This window comes from Microvirga soli (assembly GCF_016734765.1).
Classification (GTDB): domain Bacteria; phylum Pseudomonadota; class Alphaproteobacteria; order Rhizobiales; family Beijerinckiaceae; genus Microvirga; species Microvirga soli.
Genome location: NZ_JAERQE010000065.1, coordinates 1 through 20,018 on the forward strand (window position 1 = coordinate 1; position 20,018 = coordinate 20,018).

General features: G+C 60.5%; 14 protein-coding genes. 6 read left to right on the top strand and 8 right to left on the bottom strand.

Annotated elements, in window-relative coordinates; all coding sequences use genetic code 11:
- Positions 1-356: 356 nt before the first annotated feature.
- The 4 genes from JKL45_RS26450 to JKL45_RS26465 all read right to left on the bottom strand — a co-directional run bounded on the left by JKL45_RS26450 (position 357) and on the right by JKL45_RS26465 (position 4,929).
- Positions 357-1,874, bottom strand: a complete 1,518-nt coding sequence (locus JKL45_RS26450; RefSeq protein WP_201864789.1) for a D-arabinonate dehydratase — start codon at positions 1,872-1,874, stop codon at positions 357-359.
- An 18-nt stretch (positions 1,875-1,892) separates the two neighbouring features.
- Positions 1,893-3,248 carry a TRAP transporter large permease gene (locus JKL45_RS26455; protein WP_210345897.1) on the bottom strand — a complete coding sequence of 452 codons (1,356 nt, stop codon included), beginning with the start codon at positions 3,246-3,248 and terminating at the stop codon, positions 1,893-1,895.
- A gap of 14 nt (positions 3,249-3,262) precedes the next feature.
- A complete protein-coding gene (locus JKL45_RS26460; RefSeq protein ID WP_201864790.1) occupies positions 3,263-3,874 on the bottom strand; it encodes a TRAP transporter small permease in 612 nt (203 codons plus the stop codon).
- Positions 3,875-3,942: 68 nt separating this feature from the next.
- A complete protein-coding gene (locus JKL45_RS26465) occupies positions 3,943-4,929 on the bottom strand; it encodes a sialic acid TRAP transporter substrate-binding protein SiaP (protein WP_201864802.1) in 987 nt (328 codons plus the stop codon).
- A 133-nt stretch (positions 4,930-5,062) separates the two neighbouring features.
- Between JKL45_RS26465 and JKL45_RS26470 the strand changes: the two genes are divergently transcribed.
- The 5 genes from JKL45_RS26470 (at position 5,063) to lpdA (ending at position 10,923) form a co-directional block, all read left to right on the top strand.
- Positions 5,063-5,779, top strand: coding sequence for a GntR family transcriptional regulator (locus tag JKL45_RS26470; protein ID WP_201864791.1), 717 nt, complete (start codon positions 5,063-5,065; stop codon positions 5,777-5,779).
- A gap of 161 nt (positions 5,780-5,940) precedes the next feature.
- Positions 5,941-7,173: a 3-methyl-2-oxobutanoate dehydrogenase (2-methylpropanoyl-transferring) subunit alpha gene (locus tag JKL45_RS26475; protein WP_201864792.1), complete on the top strand. Its 1,233-nt coding sequence runs from the start codon at positions 5,941-5,943 to the stop codon at positions 7,171-7,173.
- A gap of 3 nt (positions 7,174-7,176) precedes the next feature.
- Positions 7,177-8,190, top strand: a complete 1,014-nt coding sequence (locus JKL45_RS26480) for an alpha-ketoacid dehydrogenase subunit beta (protein WP_201864793.1) — start codon at positions 7,177-7,179, stop codon at positions 8,188-8,190.
- Between the two features lies 1 nt (position 8,191).
- Entirely contained in the window at positions 8,192-9,520 is a 1,329-nt protein-coding gene (locus tag JKL45_RS26485) for a dihydrolipoamide acetyltransferase family protein (protein ID WP_201864794.1), read from the top strand.
- Positions 9,521-9,525: 5 nt separating this feature from the next.
- Complete coding sequence (gene lpdA, locus JKL45_RS26490) at positions 9,526-10,923, top strand: dihydrolipoyl dehydrogenase (RefSeq protein ID WP_201864795.1); 1,398 nt, start codon at positions 9,526-9,528, stop codon at positions 10,921-10,923.
- 33 nt (positions 10,924-10,956) lie between these two features.
- Here lpdA and JKL45_RS26495 read toward each other — a convergent pair whose 3' ends face one another.
- From JKL45_RS26495 to JKL45_RS26505, 3 genes are all read right to left on the bottom strand, one after another.
- A complete protein-coding gene (locus JKL45_RS26495) occupies positions 10,957-12,003 on the bottom strand; it encodes an adenylate/guanylate cyclase domain-containing protein (RefSeq protein ID WP_201864796.1) in 1,047 nt (348 codons plus the stop codon).
- 85 nt (positions 12,004-12,088) lie between these two features.
- Positions 12,089-15,286, bottom strand: a complete 3,198-nt coding sequence (locus JKL45_RS26500) for a response regulator (RefSeq protein WP_201864797.1) — start codon at positions 15,284-15,286, stop codon at positions 12,089-12,091.
- Positions 15,287-15,310: 24 nt separating this feature from the next.
- Positions 15,311-16,414: a branched-chain amino acid ABC transporter substrate-binding protein gene (locus tag JKL45_RS26505; RefSeq protein ID WP_201864798.1), complete on the bottom strand. Its 1,104-nt coding sequence runs from the start codon at positions 16,412-16,414 to the stop codon at positions 15,311-15,313.
- Between the two features lie 427 nt (positions 16,415-16,841).
- Here JKL45_RS26505 and JKL45_RS26510 point away from each other — a divergent pair, with 427 nt between their 5' ends.
- Positions 16,842-18,323 (top strand): mannitol dehydrogenase family protein, encoded by a 1,482-nt coding sequence (locus JKL45_RS26510; protein WP_201864799.1) that lies wholly within the window; start codon positions 16,842-16,844, stop codon positions 18,321-18,323.
- Positions 18,324-18,346: 23 nt separating this feature from the next.
- Here JKL45_RS26510 and JKL45_RS26515 read toward each other — a convergent pair whose 3' ends face one another.
- Positions 18,347-19,453, bottom strand: a complete 1,107-nt coding sequence (locus JKL45_RS26515) for a S8 family serine peptidase (protein WP_201864800.1) — start codon at positions 19,451-19,453, stop codon at positions 18,347-18,349.
- Positions 19,454-20,018: the final 565 nt, after the last annotated feature.

Here is a 20,018-nt window from a genome sequence, read left to right on the forward strand (position 1 = left end):
GCCTCCCGGGCCATATCCTAGTCAACGCGCAGCCCACCCGAATGGATTCAAGCCCAGATCAAAAGCGCTTTAGCTCATGTTCCATGGTAGATGTGCGGGCTTCATTATGCCCTTAGACACTGCATCCCAAAGCGAAGCGAGGCAGTACATCCGTGCCTCCTTCACTTTTGGGAGAGTGTTGATCCGCGTGTTGGATCAGCCCGAGCATGGTTGCCGGAATATGGTTAACACATCGTTAAAAGATGCTTCCTTATGGGAAATGTCGTCGGGTAACGCCCTGAAACGTCAGATGCCTGCCTTCTCCTCCTGGAGAAGGACAAAGGCGGCGGGCGAAGGCTTTCTGCCTTCGTCGCTCGTCACATGACAGCGCCTACCTGCCAGGGAACGAATTCGAGGTCGCCATAGCCCAATTCCTCCGACTTCGTAGGTACTCCGGAGGCAACCTTCAGCAGAATCTCGAAGATTTCCTGTCCCTTCTCCTCAAGGGAGACGCCGTCGAGGATGTCGCCGCAATTGATGTCCATGTCGTCGATCATGCGGCGGTAAATGTCCGAGTTCGTCGCGAGCTTGAGCGACGGCGCGGGCTTGCAGCCGAAGGCGGACCCGCGCCCTGTGGTAAAGGCGATGAGGTTCGCGCCGCCGGCGACTTGGCCCGTCGCGGCAACAGGATCGTAGCCGGGCGTGTCCATATAGACGAAGCCGCGTTCCTTCACCTGCTCGGCGTATTCGTACACAGCCTGGAGCGTGGAGCGTCCGCCCTTGGCAGTGGCACCCAGGGATTTCTCGAGAATCGTCGTCAGGCCGCCTGCCTTGTTGCCAGGTGACGGGTTGTTGTTCATCTCGCCGCCATTGCGTTCCGTGTAGGCTTCCCACCACCTGATGCGCGCGACAAGCTTTTCACCGACTTCCCGCGTTGCAGCACGGCGGGTGAGCAGGTGCTCTGCGCCGTAGATTTCCGGGGTCTCCGACAGAATAGATGTCCCGCCGTGTTGCACGAGCAGGTCGGAGGCAACGCCCAAGGCCGGATTGGCCGTGAGGGCGGAATAGCCGTCGGAGCCGCCGCATTGAAGAGCCAGAATCAACTCCGAGGCGGGGCGTGTCTCCCGCTGTGCCTTTGCGACGACCGGAAGCATGGCTTTCACGGCGTCGACGATGGCCTGCACGGTTTTCCGGGTTCCGCCGGTTTCCTGGATGGTCAGCGTGCGAAACGTATCTGTCTCCGTGAGCCCATATTCCTGCTTCATGCGCGCGATCTGGAATACCTCGCAGCCCAGGCCGACCATGATCACGCCCGCGAAATTGGGATGGCTGGCATAGCCCCATTGGGTCCGGCGCAGGATCTCAAACCCCTCTCCATAAGCCGCATGACCGCAGCCTGTGCCGTGAACGATGGCCACGATGCCGTCAATGCCAGGATAGTCGCGCAGGATGCCGGAGCGTTCGACTTCCGCTGCCGCGAACCGTGCGACGGACGCGGAGCAGTTCACGGATGTGAGGATGCCGATGTAGTTGCGGGTCCCGGTCCTGCCCGAGGCGCGGCGATATCCTTGAAACGTGGCCTGCAACTCCGGCGGGAGTGGATTGGTGCTTTTTGCATCCGCACAGAAGGCATAATCCCGCTCGAAATCGTGCAGACCTACGTTGTGCTCGTGCACCCACTCACCGGGTGAAATGTGATTTTTAGCAAAGCCGATGATCTGGCCGAACTTTCGGATCGGCTCTCCCTCACGGATCGGCTCCACGGCCATCTTGTGGCCGCGCAGAATGCGTTCGCGAGCTGTCAGGCCGGCAGTGTCGGAACCCTGGTTTACGAGATCGATGGCGATGACGACGTTGTCATCAGGCGAGAGACGGATCGTGCGTGGGGTGTTCATGGCAATCGCTTTTCAAAATCAGAGATAGCCGGTTTCCTTGAGGAATCGCGGCAGCCAAAGGACAGTTTCAGGAACAAAGGTGATGAGGAGGAGGACGAGAAGCAAGGGCACGAGCCAAGGCGCACAGGCTTTCATGCACTCCTCGAACGATATGTTCGCCACGCGGGTCAGCACGTAGAGAACCATTCCGACAGGAGGGGTCAGCAAGCCGATCATCAGGTTGAGAACCATGATGAGCCCGAAATGCACCGGGTCGATGCCAAGCTTGATGGCAACCGGCAGCAGCACGGGTGTCAGAATGGTGATAGCTGCAATCGTCTCCATGAAGCAGCCGACGATCAGCAGGAAGACATTCACCAGAAGCAGGAAGGTGATCGGATCGGCCGCGTAGGTGATGATCCATTCGCCCAACGCATCGGTGGTGCGGGTTGTGGTGAGTACCCAGCCAAAGATCGAAGCACCTGCCACAATCAGAAGAACCACGGCCGTCGTCTCGATCGTGTCCATGGTGACGCGAACGAGCTGGCGCAGGCTCAGCACCGAATAGCGGGCTCGCTGCCCCCGTGACAGCAGCACCATATTGAGACCGCCATGGATCACCGTCGACAGCAGCAGCGCATAGGCGCAGGCGAAAACAGCCGCCTCAGTCGGAGTGAACAGGCCGAAGCTCATGCCGCCGATGATGATGGCGGGCGTCAGGAGGGGAAGGAAGGCATTGAGAAAGGAGCGCCCGAGGCGGCCAAGCTCGAACTTGGCATCGCGCCCGATGCCATAATGATGGGCATAGAGAGCCACAGTGGCCGACATGAAGATCGCCATGATCAGGCCGGGAATGATTCCTGCCACGAAGAGCGCGTTGATCGAGGCATTGGCCACCACACCGTAGATGACCAGCGGAAGAGACGGCGGGATGATAGGTCCGATGGTCGATGAGGCAGCCGTGAGCCCCACGGCAAACTTCGTGTCGTAGCCATGGTCACGCATGGCCTTGATCTCAATCGTTCCAAGACCGCCTGCATCCGCCACGGCTGTCCCGGACATGCCGGCGAAGATGACGGAGCCGGCGACGTTCACATGGCCCAAGCCGCCCCTCAGCCAGCCGACGGCCGCGACGGCGAAATCATAGATCTGCTTGGTGATTCCGGCAGAGTTCATCAGGTTGCCGGCCATGATGAAGAAAGGAACTGCCAGCAATGGGAAGGAGTCAACGCCGTTCACCATGCGGTGAATCACCGTAATCACCGGGGTTGTGATTTCACCAGTCAGATTTCCCACAAAGAGGAACAGAAGCGAGGAACCTGCCAGTGCAACCGCAATCGGTACGCCGATGACGATCATGACCAGGAGCGCAACGAGCATCAGGGTGATCAGCATGGAAATATCCGCTCTCAGTCGAGTGTCAGGCTGTGGGTGGCATCCGCCTCACGGCGGCGCAGGCGCCGCAGGAATCGCGAGATGGCATGCACGGTCACGCCTACTAGGGCGGCGGAAACCGCCCAGTACAGGTAGCTCTTCGGGATATCGATCGAGACCATGTAGCCTGGAGCAAGCGCCCCAAGTTGATAGGCATACCAAGCCATGGCGCCGCAGAAGAGGGCAACAAGGCCATCCACCGCAACAAGGGTCCAGTGCTTGGCTTCGCGGGGAAGATAGACGAGAAGCGCCTCGACGGCGATGTGCGAGCCTTTGCGCATGGCCGTCACGGACCCGACGAAGGTGACAAGGATGAGGAGATACCGGGCGATCTCCTCCGTCCACCCCAGTGAGTTGTTCAGGACATAGCGGGTGAAAAACTGCAGGAAGACGATGCCGAACAGGACCCAGAAGATTGCGAAGACCAAGGCGTCCGACCATCGAAGGTCGGAGAGATCCACATGCGCTTCCTCCTCCCGCCATTGTTCGAAGAGTTCGTCCATTTCCTGATGGATGTCCTCCGGCGGGGCGGCATCGCTTCTTGGGTCCGTCATGGTGGGCGCTTGGGTGTTCTGGATCGCGGGCATGCGTTTCGGCTTTTCTCAATGAGAAGCGTGAGGCTCTCTTCCTTTTGAAGAGAGCCTCGAGGGTCGCGCTAGTTGGTCGCCGTCTTGATCGCCTGGAGACGGTCGTAGACTGTCTTGTCCCAGGTGGCGTCGGGGCCCATGTGCATCTTGACCACAGCTTCACGGAATGGCGCCCGGTCCACTGTGACGACGTTCTTGCCCTGTCCCTTGAACCACTCGACCAGTTCCTTCTCCATCTTGGCGATGTCGTCGGTGCACTTGTCGGCTGCTTCCTGCAGGATTTCGGTCAGGGCCTTCTGCTCGTCGGCCGAGAGGCGCTTCATCGTGCCGCCGGAAACAATGCTGAGAAGCGCATCCGTAATGTGCCCCGTCAGCACGATGTTCTTCTGGACCTCATGGAACTTCTTGGCCTGGATGGTAACCAACGGGTTTTCCTGCGCATCGACCACGCCCTGCGAGAGCGCCAGGTAGACCTCCGCGAAGGCAATCGGCGTCGGGTTGGCCCCGACGGCTCTCGGGAACATGGTGTAGAGCGGCGCATCGGGCACGCGGATCTTCAACCCCTTCATGTCCTCGGGCTTGGTGATGTCCTTGTTCGCCGTCACGTGCCGCTCGCCGTAATAGGTGAGGCTCACGACCCGGTGACCGGTCTTCTTCTCGTATCCCTCGCCGAGCTCCTTGAAGAGATCGGATTTTCGGAAGGCGTTCCAGTGGCCGAAGTCGCGGAACATGTAGGGAGCGCCGCCGATGGCGACCGGCCCGTGGGCACGGCCGGCGAAGAGCTGGCCGGTATAGATGATGTCGACGGTGCCGAGAGACAGCCCCTCGTTGATGTCGCTTTCCTTGCCGAGAGACGAGGCCGGGAACACCTCGATCGTGTACTTGCCGTTGGTCCGCTTCTTGAGCTCCTCACCGGCCCAGAGAGCCCATTTATGATAGGGCTCGGACGCCTCGTAGACATGGGCCCATTTAAGCTTGGTTTGGGCGCTTGCCGGCAGGGCGGGGAGGGCGACGGTTGCGGCGGCGATGAGGCCGAAGGCTAGGCGGCGGGTCATAGATGGCATAGGCGTTCCTCCGAAAAACCCGGCTCTGCGGCCGGTTCCTGATGATCGGCGAGCAGCCCGCTCACCGGAGGCACCCGACAAGCTGGTGGCTTTCGCCCATCGGTTGGACTAACATGTTAGGCAAATGGACGCGTTCGACAAGAGAAAATACTACGAATTCCTAACGCCCCTGGAGCGCGGGCCGCGGGGGAACATGACCGAGCAGGTCGAACGCTCGCTCCGGTCGGCCATTGTCGATCTCGATTTCGAGCCCGGCGAGTTCATCGATAAAGGGGCGGTTTGCCTTGCCCTCGGGGTCTCTCGATTTCCCGTCTCGGAGGCCCTCGCACGCCTTGCCGCGGAGGGACTTGTCGAAATCCTGCCGCAGCGTGGCAGCCGGGCCGCACGCATCCGACTTCCGGAGATCAGGGAATCGATGCTGATCCGTCAGGCTCTGGAATGCATGGTGGCGGAAAAGGCAGCCGAGCATCTGTCAGATACCGATTTGAAGACCCTTCGTGAAAACCTGCAGGCCCAGCAAGAGGCTGTCGAGCGTGGGGACCGTCCAGGATTTTATGCGCTGGATCTCGTGTTTCATACGGTTCTGGTCGAGGGGCTGAACCTGCCCCGCGTGGCCGCGGTGATCGATGCATCCCGGGCCAATATCGACCGCGTGCGCCGGCTCCTCTCGTCGCCTCGTCGCCATACTGTAACCTTGGCCGAACACCGCGAGATCTTCCACGCCCTTGAGACCCGGGACTCTCAGGCGGCGCACAAAGCCATGGCTGCCCACCTTGAAGCGGTTATGGATGAGTTGGGACGCTTCTCGGCCGAGCATGCGGATGTTTTCGTGCATACCTGAAGGGAAGACGGCAGGCCTGAACTGAGTCGGACAAGCCCTGGTTCGGCAGCGGCAAGTTGGGTGATCCGTAAGCTCCGTTCCTGGCTCTCATGTCCCCGCCGTTGCGCCTATGGCCAGATGGTGTTTCTTTCCTAGTTCTCTCCGGAGGAGAACAACACATCATGACGACTGACGCACCCCTGTCTCTTCACGTGCCGGAACCGGCCGTTCGTCCGGGCGGAACCCCGGACTTCTCGAATGTTAAAATCCCCAAGGCAGGAGCCGTCCCGAGGCCCGAAGTCGACGTCGATCCAGAGTCCATCCGGGACCTTGCCTTTTCGATCATTCGCGTTCTGAACCGCACTGGCGAGGCGGTGGGTCCCTGGGCCGGCTTGCTGAGCGATGAGGAACTGATCGAAGGCATGCGTCACATGATGACGCTGCGCACCTTCGACGCGAGGATGCTGATTGCCCAGCGCCAGGGCAAGACGTCGTTCTATATGCAGCATCTCGGGGAGGAGGCGATCAGCTGCGCCTTCCGCAAGGCGCTCTCGCCGGGCGACATGAACTTTCCGACCTATCGCCAAGCCGGCCTCCTGATCGCGGACGGTTATCCGATGGTCGACATGATGTGCCAGATCTATTCCAACGCGCGCGATCCGTTGAAGGGGCGCCAGCTGCCTGTCATGTACAGCTCCAAGGAGCACGGCTTCTTCACGATCTCGGGCAATCTCGCGACCCAATACATACAGGCAGTCGGCTGGGCGATGGCATCGGCGATCCGCAACGATACCAAGATCGCCGCAGCATGGATCGGAGATGGATCGACCGCCGAGTCGGACTTCCATGCCGCCCTCGTCTTTGCATCCACATACAAGGCTCCGGTCATCCTCAATATCGTCAATAACCAATGGGCGATCTCGACATTCCAGGGCATCGCTCGGGGAGGAGCGGGCACCTTCGCGGCCAGAGGTTTGGGCTTCGGCATTCCGTCCCTGAGGGTGGACGGCAACGACTATCTGGCCGTTTATGCCGTGGCAAAGTGGGCTGTCGAGCGCGCCCGCCGCAATCTCGGGCCGACGCTCGTCGAGTATGTCACCTACCGGGCTGGCGCGCATTCCACATCCGACGATCCATCCGCCTATCGGCCGAAGACTGAGTCCGATGCCTGGCCTCTGGGCGATCCGCTCATTCGTCTGAAGAACCACCTGATCGTGCGAGGCGCCTGGTCCGAGGAGCGGCACAAGCAGGCCGAGGCCGAAATTCTCGATACGGTGATCGCCGCTCAGAAGGAGGCGGAGAGCTACGGCACGCTGCATGCCGGTGGAAAGCCCTCGGCACGCGACATGTTCGACGGCGTCTATGCCGAGATGCCGCCCCACCTGCGCCGGCAGCGTCAGCAGGCGGGAGTCTGATCCATGGCACGCATGACGATGATCGAAGCCATCCGCGATGCGATGGATGTAATGATGGCGCGAGACGAGCGTGTCGTGGTGTTCGGGGAGGATGTCGGCTATTTCGGCGGCGTCTTCCGCTGTACGGCTGGCCTCCAGCAGGAATACGGGAAGACCCGGTGTTTCGATGCGCCGATCAACGAGGCCGGCATTGTCGGAGCAGCCATCGGCATGGCGTCCTATGGGCTCCATCCCTGCATCGAGATCCAGTTCGCCGATTACATGTACCCGGCCTATGACCAGATTGTGTCCGAGGCAGCTCGCCTACGCTATCGGTCGAACGGCGAGTTCACCTGTCCGCTCGTCGTCCGCATGCCGACGGGCGGCGGGATCTTCGGCGGGCAGACCCATAGTCAGAGCCCCGAAGCGCTGTTCACTCATGTGTCGGGATTGAAAACCGTTGTACCGTCGAACCCTCACGATGCCAAGGGCCTCCTGATCGCGGCCATCGAGGATCCCGATCCGGTGATTTTCCTTGAGCCGAAGCGCCTCTACAACGGCCCCTTCGACGGTCATCACGACCGCCCGATCACGCCCTGGTCGAAGCACAACCTCGGCGAGGTGCCCAGCGGCCATTTCACATTGCCTCTCGGCAAGGCATCCATCGTCCGCGAGGGAACTGCCGTGACCGTGCTGGCCTATGGCACGATGGTCTATGTCGCCCAGGCGGCTGCAACGGAGACGGGAGTCGATGCGGAGATCATCGATTTGCGTACCCTGCTTCCCCTCGACATGGAGACGATCACGGCGTCGATTAGGAAGACCGGCCGTTGCGTGATCGTCCATGAGGCGACGCTCACGTCAGGCTTTGGGGCAGAACTGGCGGCACTCGTCCAGGAGGCTTGCTTCTTCCAGCTCGAGGCGCCTATTGCGCGCGTGACCGGATGGGATACGCCTTACCCGCATGCGCAGGAATGGGACTACTTCCCGGGGCCGGCTCGGGTCGGACGTGCGCTTATCGAGACAGTGGAGGCCTGACATGGGTGAGCACCTGATCAAGATGCCCGATGTAGGCGAAGGAATCGCCGAGGCCGAACTCGTTGAATGGCACGTCAAAATCGGCGACCTCGTGCGCGAGGATGCTCTGCTTGCAGCCGTGATGACCGACAAGGCGACGGTGGAGATTCCTTCTCCTGTCGACGGGGAGGTTCTGTGGCTCGGCGCTGATATTGGGGATGTCGTCGCGATCGGATCTCCCCTGATCCGCCTGAAGACCGGAGATGAGGAGGGCGCTGCCTCCGGTCACGACACCTCCGATAAGGCACCTGAAGCACCGTCACGGCCGAAGGATATCGAGGCGCAGGCCGATGGCGCGGTCAAAACCTCGGAGGCGGTCGTCGAGAAGCAGGCGAGGGAAGCTCCCCGGCCCCAACCGGTTGAGGTTCCGCAAAACCCGCCTGTGAGAGCGCACCGCCCCTCCGTTCCGCGGATGGAGGGTGACAAGCCGATTGCTTCTCCGGCGGTCCGACTGAGAGCCCGCGAGGCCGGGATTGATCTGAGGCAGGTTCCGGGCACAGGCCCCGCCGGCCGGATCACCCATGAGGATCTGGATGCGTTCCTTACCCATGGCCCGCAGGTCGCCAAGGCACAGGGCTTGGCTCAGGATACATCCGTCCAGCATATCAAGGTGATCGGACTACGGCGCAAGATCGCGGAGAAGATGGCGATCGCGAAATCGCGCATCCCGCACATCACCTATGTGGAAGAGATCGATGTGACCGCTCTCGAGGATCTGCGGACGACACTCAACGCGACCAAGCGATCCGACAGGCCGAAGCTGACCCTGCTGCCCTTCCTGATGCGCGCCATGGTCAAGGCCATTGCCGAGCAACCGCACCTGAATTCAATTTATGATGACGAGGCGGGCGTCGTTCACCAGCACGGCGGCGTGCATATCGGCATTGCCACGCAGACCGGCTCGGGCCTGATGGTGCCGGTCGTCCGGCATGCCGAGGCGCGGGACATCTGGGGATGTGCCACGGAGCTGACCCGTTTGGCGGAGGCCGCCAAGGCCGGTCTCGCCACCCGCGAGGAACTGAGCGGCTCGACGATCACCATCACGTCGCTCGGCGCCATGGGCGGCATCGTCACCACACCGGTGATCAATCATCCGGAGGTTGCCATCATCGGCGTCAACAAGATCATGGTGCGGCCCATGTGGGACGGCTCGACGTTCATTCCCCGCAAGATGATGAACCTGTCCTCCAGCTTCGATCACCGGATCATCGACGGCTGGGATGCGGCGGTTTTCGTGCAGCGCATCAAGACGCTGCTGGAGACGCCCGCAATGATCTTCGTGGAGGCTTGAAGCGAATGAAGGATATCTCCTGCAAGCTCCTTGTCATTGGAGCGGGACCGGGCGGCTATGTCTGCGCCATCCGCGCTGGACAGCTTGGGATCGATACGGTCATCGTCGAGGAAAGGAAGCCGGGTGGAACCTGCCTCAATGTGGGCTGCATTCCGTCCAAAGCGCTCATCCATGCGGCTGAAGAATACGACCGGATCGTTCATCTTGCATCGGGGCAGAACCCGCTCGGGATCAGAACAACGAGACCTGAGCTCGATCTGTCTCAAACCATCGCCTGGAAGGACACTATCGTTGGCCGGCTGAACAGCGGCGTGTCAGGCCTCCTCAAGAAATCTAAGGTCAAGATGGTCCAGGGCCGGGCCCGCTTTCGCGATGGCAAAACGGTTGAGGTGGAAACAGAAACCGGCCGGCAGATCATCCGTGCTGAGAATGTGGTGATCGCAACCGGTTCGGCGCCGGTCGAACTCCCCAGCCTTCCATTCGGCGGAACCGTGATCTCCTCGACAGAAGCGCTTTCGTTGACGTCGGTTCCGGATAAGCTGGTGGTCGTCGGCGGCGGCTATATCGGTCTTGAGCTTGGGACAGCCTTTGCCAAGATGGGCGCAAAGGTAACTGTCGTCGAGGCGCAGGCACGAATCCTGCCGCAATACGATGCAGAGCTCACCCGTCCGGTATCCAAGAGGCTGCAGGCTCTCGGCATCGACGTCATGACGCGCGCAAAGGCCAGGGGGATGGCTAAAGCCGGCGGCGCTCTGCTGGTCGAAACGGAGAGCGGATCCGAAGTGTCCCTCGCGGCCGACAGGATCCTCGTCACGGTCGGGCGGAGGCCAGTCACTCAAGGGTGGGGGATGGAGGAACTCGTTCTCGATAGGGATGGCCCGTATATTTGGATCGACGAGAAGTGCCAGACCTCGATGCGGGGAATCTATGCCATCGGCGATGTGACGGGCGAGCCGATGCTGGCCCACCGTGCCATGGCACAGGGCGAGTTGGTGGCGGAGATCATCGCAGGCCACAAGCGGGTCTGGGACAAGAGAGCCATTCCGGCAGTGTGCTTCACCGATCCGGAAATCGTCGCCGTCGGCTTGACCTCGGATGAGGCTCAGAAAAGCGGTAGTGAAATCCGTGTCGGCCACTTCCCCTTCGCGGCGAATGGCCGTGCCATGACGAAACTTGGCGAAGAAGGCTTCGTGCGCGTCGTGGCCCGAGCGGATAATCACCTGGTTCTCGGCATCCAGGCGGTCGGGCAGGGCGTGTCCGAACTCTCCGCAGCCTTCGGCCTTGCCATCGAGATGGGAGCACGCCTTGAAGACATCGCCGGCACCATCCACGCACATCCCACGCAAGGGGAGGCTTTCCAGGAGAGCGCCCTGAAATCCCTGGGACGTGAACTCCACATCTGAAAGCGGCGGGCGGTTACTGGCCGTCCGCCTCACCTACTCTGGAGGGGCAACCCTGTAAGCTTCGACAACGCCTTTGCCCTTGATAGGCACCGGCCCTAGAGGAGCGGCGTCGATACGTGTCCGAACTCGCTCCCAGGCGGCGTTGCTGAGATTGATACCGCTTTGCCTGCCGTATCCGGCGAGCCGCGCAGCCACATTCACCGTATCGCCCCAGATATCGAAGCTGAACTTCTGCCGCCCAACAACCCCGGCGACGACTGGTCCGATGTGAATGCCTACACGGACATCCCAAGGCAGAGGCAGGTCACGGGCGGAGGCGATGGTCGACATGGCGCATTCGATGCTCGCCATCACCGGATCCGAGTTGGGCAGGAGCAGGCCCGCTGTGGCGAGAAAACCATCGCCGATGGTCTTGATCTTCTCGAGACCATGCTGAGAAGCGATGTCCTCGAAGCTTGAGGCGTAAATATGAAGATTTGCAACGATCTCCTCCGGTGCAAGCAGATCGCAGTAAGCCGTGAACCCGACGATATCGGCGAAGAACACGACGACATCTTCATGGCGGCGAGGCGTCACGGTTTGAGATAGTTCGAGCTCGTGCACAGCCTGCGACGGCAGGATGGCATTAAGAAGCGCTTCGGCCCGGCGCCGCTGGTGATCGATCTCAGTGAGATAGCTGAGCTCCTGGTCATGCAGCCTCTTCTTGCCCAGGCAGGCTCTCACGCGTGCCCTCAAGAGCGCCGGGTTGAAGGGCTTCGGCAGGTAATCTTCGGCTCCGAGTTCGATGCAGCGGACAACACTTTCGAACTCGGATAGGGCTGAAATCATCAGAACCGGGATGTCGCGCGTGGCTACATCCGTCTTTAACCGTTTCAGGACTTCGTAGCCGTTGATCTCTGGCATCATGATATCGAGGAGGATGAGGTCGAAGCGCTCCTGAGAGATCCGTTCGAGAGCCTCGCGTCCGTTCTCGGCTGTCGTCAGATCCGTCCACCCCTCCCGTTGCAGGCGCCGCGTCAGCGTATATCGATTGTCCTCGTTGTCATCCACGACAAGAATGCGGACGCCGGCATCGATCATGGCAGGCTCCTGATCTTGACTCCGTGCCATACCAACAGCTGGATCAGCATGTCGACACTATCCTTCCCTATATAGAGAAGCTTGGTCATGCCTGCTCCTGGTGATCCGGTCGACCGAGCCGCATACAATCGGCGATGACGTCCCGCAAAGTGGCAAGGACTTCATCCCGACCTCCGGGTCTTTTACGCAGAAGTCGCTGAATGCCGCCGCTCAGGCGCCGCTGCGCTTCATCGTCGACATCGGCGGCCGTCAGCACAATGAGAGGCAGATGCCGCGTCTCCTCGTTGCGATGGATCTCATCGACAAACTCGAAACCGTCCATCTCCGGCATCATCAGGTCGAGGAGGATGATGTCAGGCTTGACGAGCGGAAGCCGGTTCAGGGCAACTCGCCCGTTCTCCGCCTCTGCCACCTCCCATCCATCCTCCCGCAGGATCCGGGCAAGCCACCCCCGGGTGTGCGGGTCATCCTCCACAACCAGCACCCGAGAGTTCACATGATCGGTTCGGCAGGCGGCAAGAGCCTTCAGGAGGCACTCGCGATTGACTGGCTTCGTCAGATACGCGGCAGCCCCGAGGGCATAGGCTTGGTTCTCCTCATCGACAATTGTGACCATGATGACCGGAATGTCTTGAAGCTCAGGATCGCGCTTCAAGTGCTGAAGGGTGCTCCATCCATCGAGGCCCGGCATCAGCACATCCAGGGTAATCACCGACGGCCGGATCTCACGGGCAATCACGATTCCTTCCTGTCCGCTCTCCGCCGTCACCACCTCGAAACCTTCACGCATGAGGATCTGCCTTAGGATCTCCCGCGACGTTGTCTCATCGTCGATGATCAGCGCGCGTTGCCCTCGTCCGGAAAATTGCGGGACAATGGAAGGGCTTCGTATGGCAGGGTGTACCCTGGGGGTGCCAGAGACACCTCCTGTCGGCAGAGAAATGGTAAATGTGCTTCCGATCCCCACGGCACTCTGCACGGTGATGTCTCCACCCATGACACGGCTAAGTCGGCGGCTGATGGCAAGTCCGAGTCCGGTTCCTCCGAATTTTCGCGTGGTCGTGCTGTCCGCCTGACTGAACTCCTGAAAGAGCTTGTCGCGTTGTTCAGTTGTCATGCCGATGCCCGTATCCTGGACGGAGATCGTTATCCTGTCTCCTCCTCGGTCCGTGATCCGAGTGGCCGTTACCTTTATGGTTCCACCTTTGGTGAACTTACAGGCATTGCTTAGGAGATTGAGCAGAACCTGTCGCAGGCGCAGAGGATCGGTTTGCATCCTGCCGATGTCGGAAGCGGTCTCCACCTCGATATGGTTGTTGTTCCTTCTCGCGAGTGGCTCCGCTGTCATGGCAGCCTCCCTGATCAGGCCGCTAAGATCGACTTCTTCCGGATGAAGCTCCAGCTTGCCTGCCTCGATCTTGGCAAGATCGAGGATCTCATTGATCAGGGTTAGGAGATGCGTGCCGGCATGGCGTATCCTGTCCAGAGGCTCCACCAGCGGCTCCTCGCCGGTTTCCTCAGCCTCCTCCTTGAGCATCTCGGTGATGCCGATGATTGCATTCAGCGGCGTTCTCAGCTCGTGGCTCATGTTCGTAAGAAACTGGCTCTTTGCTCGCGTGGCCGCCATGGCTTCATCACGGGCAAGTTCCAGTTGTGCCGCATGGTGCTTGATCTCCGTAATGTCGGTATAGACCGCGACAGTTCCGCTCCCTGCTATCCTGCGTTCGCAGACCTGAATCCAGCGATTGCCGTCGCGGTGCTGGATCTCGGCTGCGACCGGGTTCCTGTGCCGCGCCAGCCTCTCGGCTACCCAGGCCTCGACCCGTCCCTTTGCCTCCAGGATGAGGCCGCGCTCCGCCGCGCGCCGGATGACCGTTTCGAACGGCGTTCCAGGCACCATGGGGACGTCGGATTCAGGATAAAGGAGTTCCTCATAGCGGCTGTTGCACAGGATAAGGCGATCATCGGCGTCATAGAGAGCGAAGCCTTCGTTGATGCTCTCGATCGCATCAATCAGCCGCTGTCGAGCGTCGGCGACCTCACGCAGGTTCTTCTCCTCGACCTCGATTGCTGTGTCTCGGAAGACGGTGAGGGCTTTCGCCATCTGCCCGATCTCATCTTCCCCGTCTTTTGGCAGAGGGGCACGCAGATTGCCTCCGGCGATCGCCAGCATGCTGCTGCTCAAGCCTTGCAGCCGCGCGACGAGATTGCGATCAACATATAACCATACGATGAGGAGGGAGCTCAGAAGGCTGAGGGAGACGACGCTCAGCAGGATGTTTCGTCCTACGTGCTGTGCCATCAATGCCTCACCGCTGGCCGCACGAATATCGCTGCGGGCGGTTGCGACCAGGTCATCAACTGCTTTCGTCAGCTGTGCAGAAAGGCCTCTATTCTCTATGAGGAGCCGTTCGGCATCCTCTACCAGGATGAGTTCTGTCCTTCGTGCCGACAATATGCTGTCCTGCCCCTCAATCAGCCGAGAAAAGTCAGAAATCCGCTGATCGAAACGGAGGTGCAGACGCTGATCCGCTAACTCGGATGCGATCTGACGCAAGGCCGACAAGGAACGGTTAAGAGGAAAGCTCATCACCGAAATATCGGCAGGCTTCTCGGCAAGGGACGCCTTGAGTAAGCCGTCGCCGATCGAGGCGAATTCGAGCTGCGCCTTCTGCATGAGAAGGTTTTCGGCAATCTCCTGCACAATCACCGAAGGAGGTTGTGGGATGCCGGCGGTTGTCTGCTCGCCGCGGTCTATGCGTCGTGAGGCTGCGAATTTAGCGTCCAAGACCACAAGGGCAGGGGCGATCAGGCGCTGTGCCGCGACCGTTGCGTTTGAGAGGCGCTGGACGAGTGCATCTTTTTGCGCTGCTACGGCGAGCCTTCCTGCCACAAGACCAGCGAGCGCTGTGAGGTTGCGTCGTAATCCTACGACAGCAGGCTCCATGGCGGCGACTGCCGCGGGATCAATCTCAGTCCGGATTTGAGCAAGCAGGCCCTCGAGACGTTCGACCTCCGTCGTGATGGCAGCGGAGATCTCCCGGTATTGAGCCTGGGAGCGGGCCGTGAGAAGCGTCGGCGCAGCGGCGACAATGCGCTCGGCTTGCCGCGATAAGTCAAGGGCGGAAAAGGCAGAGGGGACGCGTTCTTCTGTAATGCGCTCAATGACCTGAGTCATCTGGCGGAATGCGTAGGTCCCCGTGGCTGCAGCCAGCAGGGCAAAGGCGCTGATGCCTAGAAAGGCGAGGAGCAGGCGCCAGCGGACACTCAGGTAGAAGGGCATGCTGCCAGGGGCACGGCCCCTTCCTTATTCCAAGGGCACATATCGGCCACTCCGCCAGATGAACCATTCGAAGCCGGGTTGCCGCACATCGCCTTTGGCATCGAAGCTGACTCGCCCAAGAATGGTGTCGAATTCGTTCGAGCGAAGGGATCTGATCACCGCTTGTGGCTCGGTCGAGCCCGCCCTTGCGATCGCTTGAGCCCAGGCCTGAACCGCGCCGTAGCTGTAGAGCGTATAACCCTCCGGCTCGAAGCCCTTTTGCCGAAAGCGCTCGATGAGAGAAGCCGCGCCGGGATTGCGGCGCGGGTCACGAAAGGAGGTGAAGACCGTCCCTTCGCCGGCCCCGCCCGTAACCTGGATGAAGGCTTCGCTCGCGATGCTGTCGCCGGACACCATCTGAAGATTGTAGCCCTGCTCGCGCGCATTGCGGATCAGAATGGCTGCCTCCCTGTAATACCCGGCAAAATAAGCAATCTGAATCCCGGCAGCCTGCAGCTTTGCGATGAGGGGTGAATAGTCGCTCAGGCCAAGCTCAAGTTGATCGTAGAGTGTTTCGGCGCTGCCGTTGTTTCGGAGATGGCGTCGGGTTTCCTCGGTGAGCCCTTTGCCATAGACCGAGCCATCGCTGAGAATGGCAATCTTGGTGTCCCGGCCTTGTGCTGCGAGATAAGCGCCTGCTATCGCGCCCTGCTGGTCATCCCTCCCGCAGATGCGGAAGACGTTCGAGCGACCCTCTTCCGTCAGCTGGGGACTGGTCGAGGCCGGAGTCATTTGGATGATTCCGGCTCTTTCATAAATGCTGGCTGCCGGAATCGAAGCGCCTGAGCATTGGTGCCCAACAACAAAGGCCACCTTCTCGGCCACCAGCTTGTGAGCGGCCGCAATTGCTTGGCCGCTGTCGCAGGCGTCGTCCACGGAAATAAGCCTCAGTTGTTGTCCCAGCACGCCGCCGGCAGCGTTGATGTCAACAATGGCCATTTCCACGCCCTGCTGCTGCTGCTCGCCCTGATAGGCATTAGGACCAGTCAGAGCTCCTGCCATGCCGATGAGGATTTCAGCGTTGGCTGAACTGGCCCCCACCATCGCAAAGGCGACGGCTATAGCGAGACGCAACAGTTTTCGTTCCATGGCGAACTCCCGCCACTTAAGATGCATCGACGTCTGCGGAGCACTTGCCTGCCACAAAGCCTCGAAGCTGTGCCTGCTACAAGGCACAAAACAAGGCTCCCGCCGCAAGTGAGCGGTCGCGTTCCAGATCGTATCCTAAACGATGGGGCATCTATGGTCGATTCTTGAATAGCGCTCACGAGAGTCGTGCCTGGACAATAAGGGAATACGCCATAGGGAGATACAGTCAGGCAGAACTGTTGAGCCACTCCTCAGAAAGCAGCTTTGCGGGTATCGACCCAGGCTAGTGCATCAGGACCTACGTCCTGGTCTCGACATTGATGCTGTCCCTGGGAAGGCATGTTGACATTGTTACAATCGATGGTGATGGATGGAGCACTATTGGTCCTCCAACTACCTCCTCCCCCTCCCAACTGAGACCATTGCCATGAGCCAGAATTTGAAGCTCGCCCATCTTGCAAATTTGCCGCATGCCATCGCAAAACCGACTTATGATCGCGCAGACCTCCAAGCTGGCATTCTCCACATCGGCGTCGGCAATTTTCATCGCGCCCACCAGGCGGTGTACCTGGATGAACTCTTCAACGCCGGGAAGGACCTTGACTGGGCTCTCATCGGCGCAGGCATCCGCCCAGGCGATGGAGCGATGCGACAGGCGCTGGAGCACCAGGATTGGCTCACCACGGTGGTGGAGCTTGAGCCTGGAGCCAATCATGCTCGGATCACCGGCGCAATGGTCGACTTCGTTCCCATAGAAGAGCATGGCCATGCGATTGTCACGGCTCTCGACAACCCTGCCTTGCGTATCGTGTCCCTCACCATCACGGAGGGAGGATACTGCATCGATCCGGGCACAGGGACTTTCAATCCCGAGCATCCGGACATCGTGCATGATGCTACTCATCTGCAGACGCCTAGGAGTGCATTCGGGGTGATCCTGGCAGCTCTCAAGCGTCGGCGGGATCAGGGTCATGCGCCTTTCACCGTCATGTCGTGCGATAACATTCCTCACAATGGACAGGTTGCCAGGGAAGCCGTTGCAGGCTTGGCGGATTTGATCGATCCGTCTCTTGCTGCTTACGTGCGTGAGCAGGTGGCCTTTCCGACCAGCATGGTCGACCGTATCACGCCGGCAACTACGGACAGGGAACGCAATGCCCTAGTTGAGCGCTTTGGCGTGCAGGACAACTGGCCCGTTTTCTGTGAGCCTTTCCGCCAATGGGTGCTCGAAGATCATTTCCCATCCGGCCGCCCGGCGCTGGAAGAAGTCGGCGTCACCTTCACGCCTCGTGTGGCGGCATTCGAACTGATGAAGCTACGCATCCTCAATGGCGGGCATGCGGCCATCGCTTATCCTGCCGGGCTTCTGGGCATTCATTACGTTCATGAGGCTATGGAGGATCCGCTGGTGCGTGGCTTCCTCGACAAGCTGGAGCTGGAGGAGATCATCCCCTGCGTGCCGCCTGTGCCGGGTGTCGATCTTCAGGATTACTATCGCTTAATCGCCCGGCGCTTCAGCAATCCGGACGTTGGGGACACGATCCCGCGCCTCGCTCAGGATGGCTCCAACCGGCAGCCCAAGTTTATCCTGCCCTCAACGCGTGACCGGCTGAAGGCTGGCGCGGATGTGACAGGGCTGGCTCTCGTGTCGGCCCTATGGTGCCGGTACTGCGCAGGTCTGGACGATCAGGGCCGACCGTTTGCTCTTGATGATCCGAATGCCGGCCGTCTGCAATCGGCGGCATTGGCTGCAAGAGATGATGCATCCGCCTTTCTGGCCATGAGGGACATTTTTGGCGATGTTGCCGAAAATCCTGTCTTCCGCTCCCGCTTCGAGACTGCACTGGGCAGGCTCTGGCGTGAAGGCACGCGCGTAACCTTGCAGCACTACTTGGGCGGGGCTGTCTGAGCCTGTTCAACGGTCTGCGCTCCTTAAGGGATCGTGGCGTCAAATCCGACGTGGGACTGCGCGACAGGGGTTTCGTCCACCTGAGGTGAGCACAGGTTTGCGGCTTGCAAAAGTCCGTTCCCGAAGGTTTTGTCGCGCCCTGGCGCGCCCAGATCCATCGTGCTGTTTTCAAGCGCAGCCTGAAGGCCAGCCGGGTCCCGGTTTGGATCTGAGGCATGGAGGATTGCTGCTGCGGCGGAGATGAATGGCACAGCATAAGACGTACCGCTCTTCGTCGCGCCGCCTCCGCCCGGTGCGGCAACCCACAGGTCCACGCCTGGTGCCGCAAGATCGATGTAATCGCCCTGGGTCGCGCGACGATAGATATCGCGCTTTCCATCTACGGCCGTGACGGCGACCACGCCGGGATAAGCGGCCGGGTACGACGGCTCGGCGCCTGCGCCATTGTTTCCCGCAGCCGCTATGATGGTCATGCCCTTTGCTTGAGCTGATGCAATGGCTCGCTTAAGCACTTCGTTGGGAGGGCCGGACAAGCTCATGTTTACGACGCGTATGTTTCTCTCCGCCAGCGCCTCCAGAGCCATGACGAGGGTCGTCACGTCGGTGCGATCCGCAGTTCCGCCGTCGCGATAGAATGCATCCACCGCCAGAATGCGCGCTTCCGGCAGAAGGCCTGGGGCGCTGCTTCCGCTCCTGCCCACCAGAAGAGCCGCCACAGCCGTGCCGTGGTCGCTCTGAGAAGGGGTGCCGCGAAGTTGTAATTCGGAGACGATCTCAATCAACTGGCCCCTCAGGGCCTCGTGCTCGCGGTCAATTCCTGTGTCGATAACACCGATCGTCGGTACGGGGCCGCATTGTTTAGCGGCCGGCAGGCTCCAGCCTACGAGAGAGGTCGCTTCGCAACCCGTGCCGGCACAGCCCTGATCTCCGTCTGTGTAATAGAAGTGGTCAAAATCGGCGACAGCTCCTGCATCGGCGACGCGGACGACCCGTTGCGCCTGTGCGAGTGACATGCCGCGGGGCGGAATAAGTCTTACCACGCTCGAGAGTGTCCCCTTGGACTGCCCTTCGGCCTGGAAGCCCCGCGCCTTAAGCCGGGTGAGGCCCTCCGACGTGAGTCCGACGGCCACGATTGAGCGAGACGCCTGCTTGGGTTTGGCCAGAGGTCGATCTTCAGGCGAGTTCGCTGTTTGAACACGGGCTATAGGTGGCAGATTAGCAGGAGGGACAGGAGGCTTCGAGACCGCCGCGGCTTTGTTTGAGTTGGGACCAGCCTTGCCTTTCTGGGCCGCGTTCTTCGATGAGGCGGGCTTGGATTTCGTGGATCGGCCTGGGTTGGCTTTTGCAGCGCTCTTCGGAGCCAAGGTCCTCTCGATTGCTTTGACAGGAGCTGTCACCGCAGGGCGAAGGCTGTTTGTGATCGCTCCTAGGATCCCTGGCAATCCACCGGGTGTTGCTGTACGCCCAGCGCGACCGTTCTCAGAGGCGTTGCCTCTATTCCGGTTTGAAGAATTCCCCTGGGCAGATGAATTTCCTCTGCCCGATGCTCCTCCGGCATTTGAGGATCCTTCTTGGCCTGAAGATCTGCCTTGACCAGCTCCCTCGTTCCCGCCACCTCTGCCGTTGCCGTTGCCGTTGCCGTTGCCGTTGCCGTTGCCGTTGCCGTTGCCGTTGCCGTTGCCGTTGCCGTTGCCG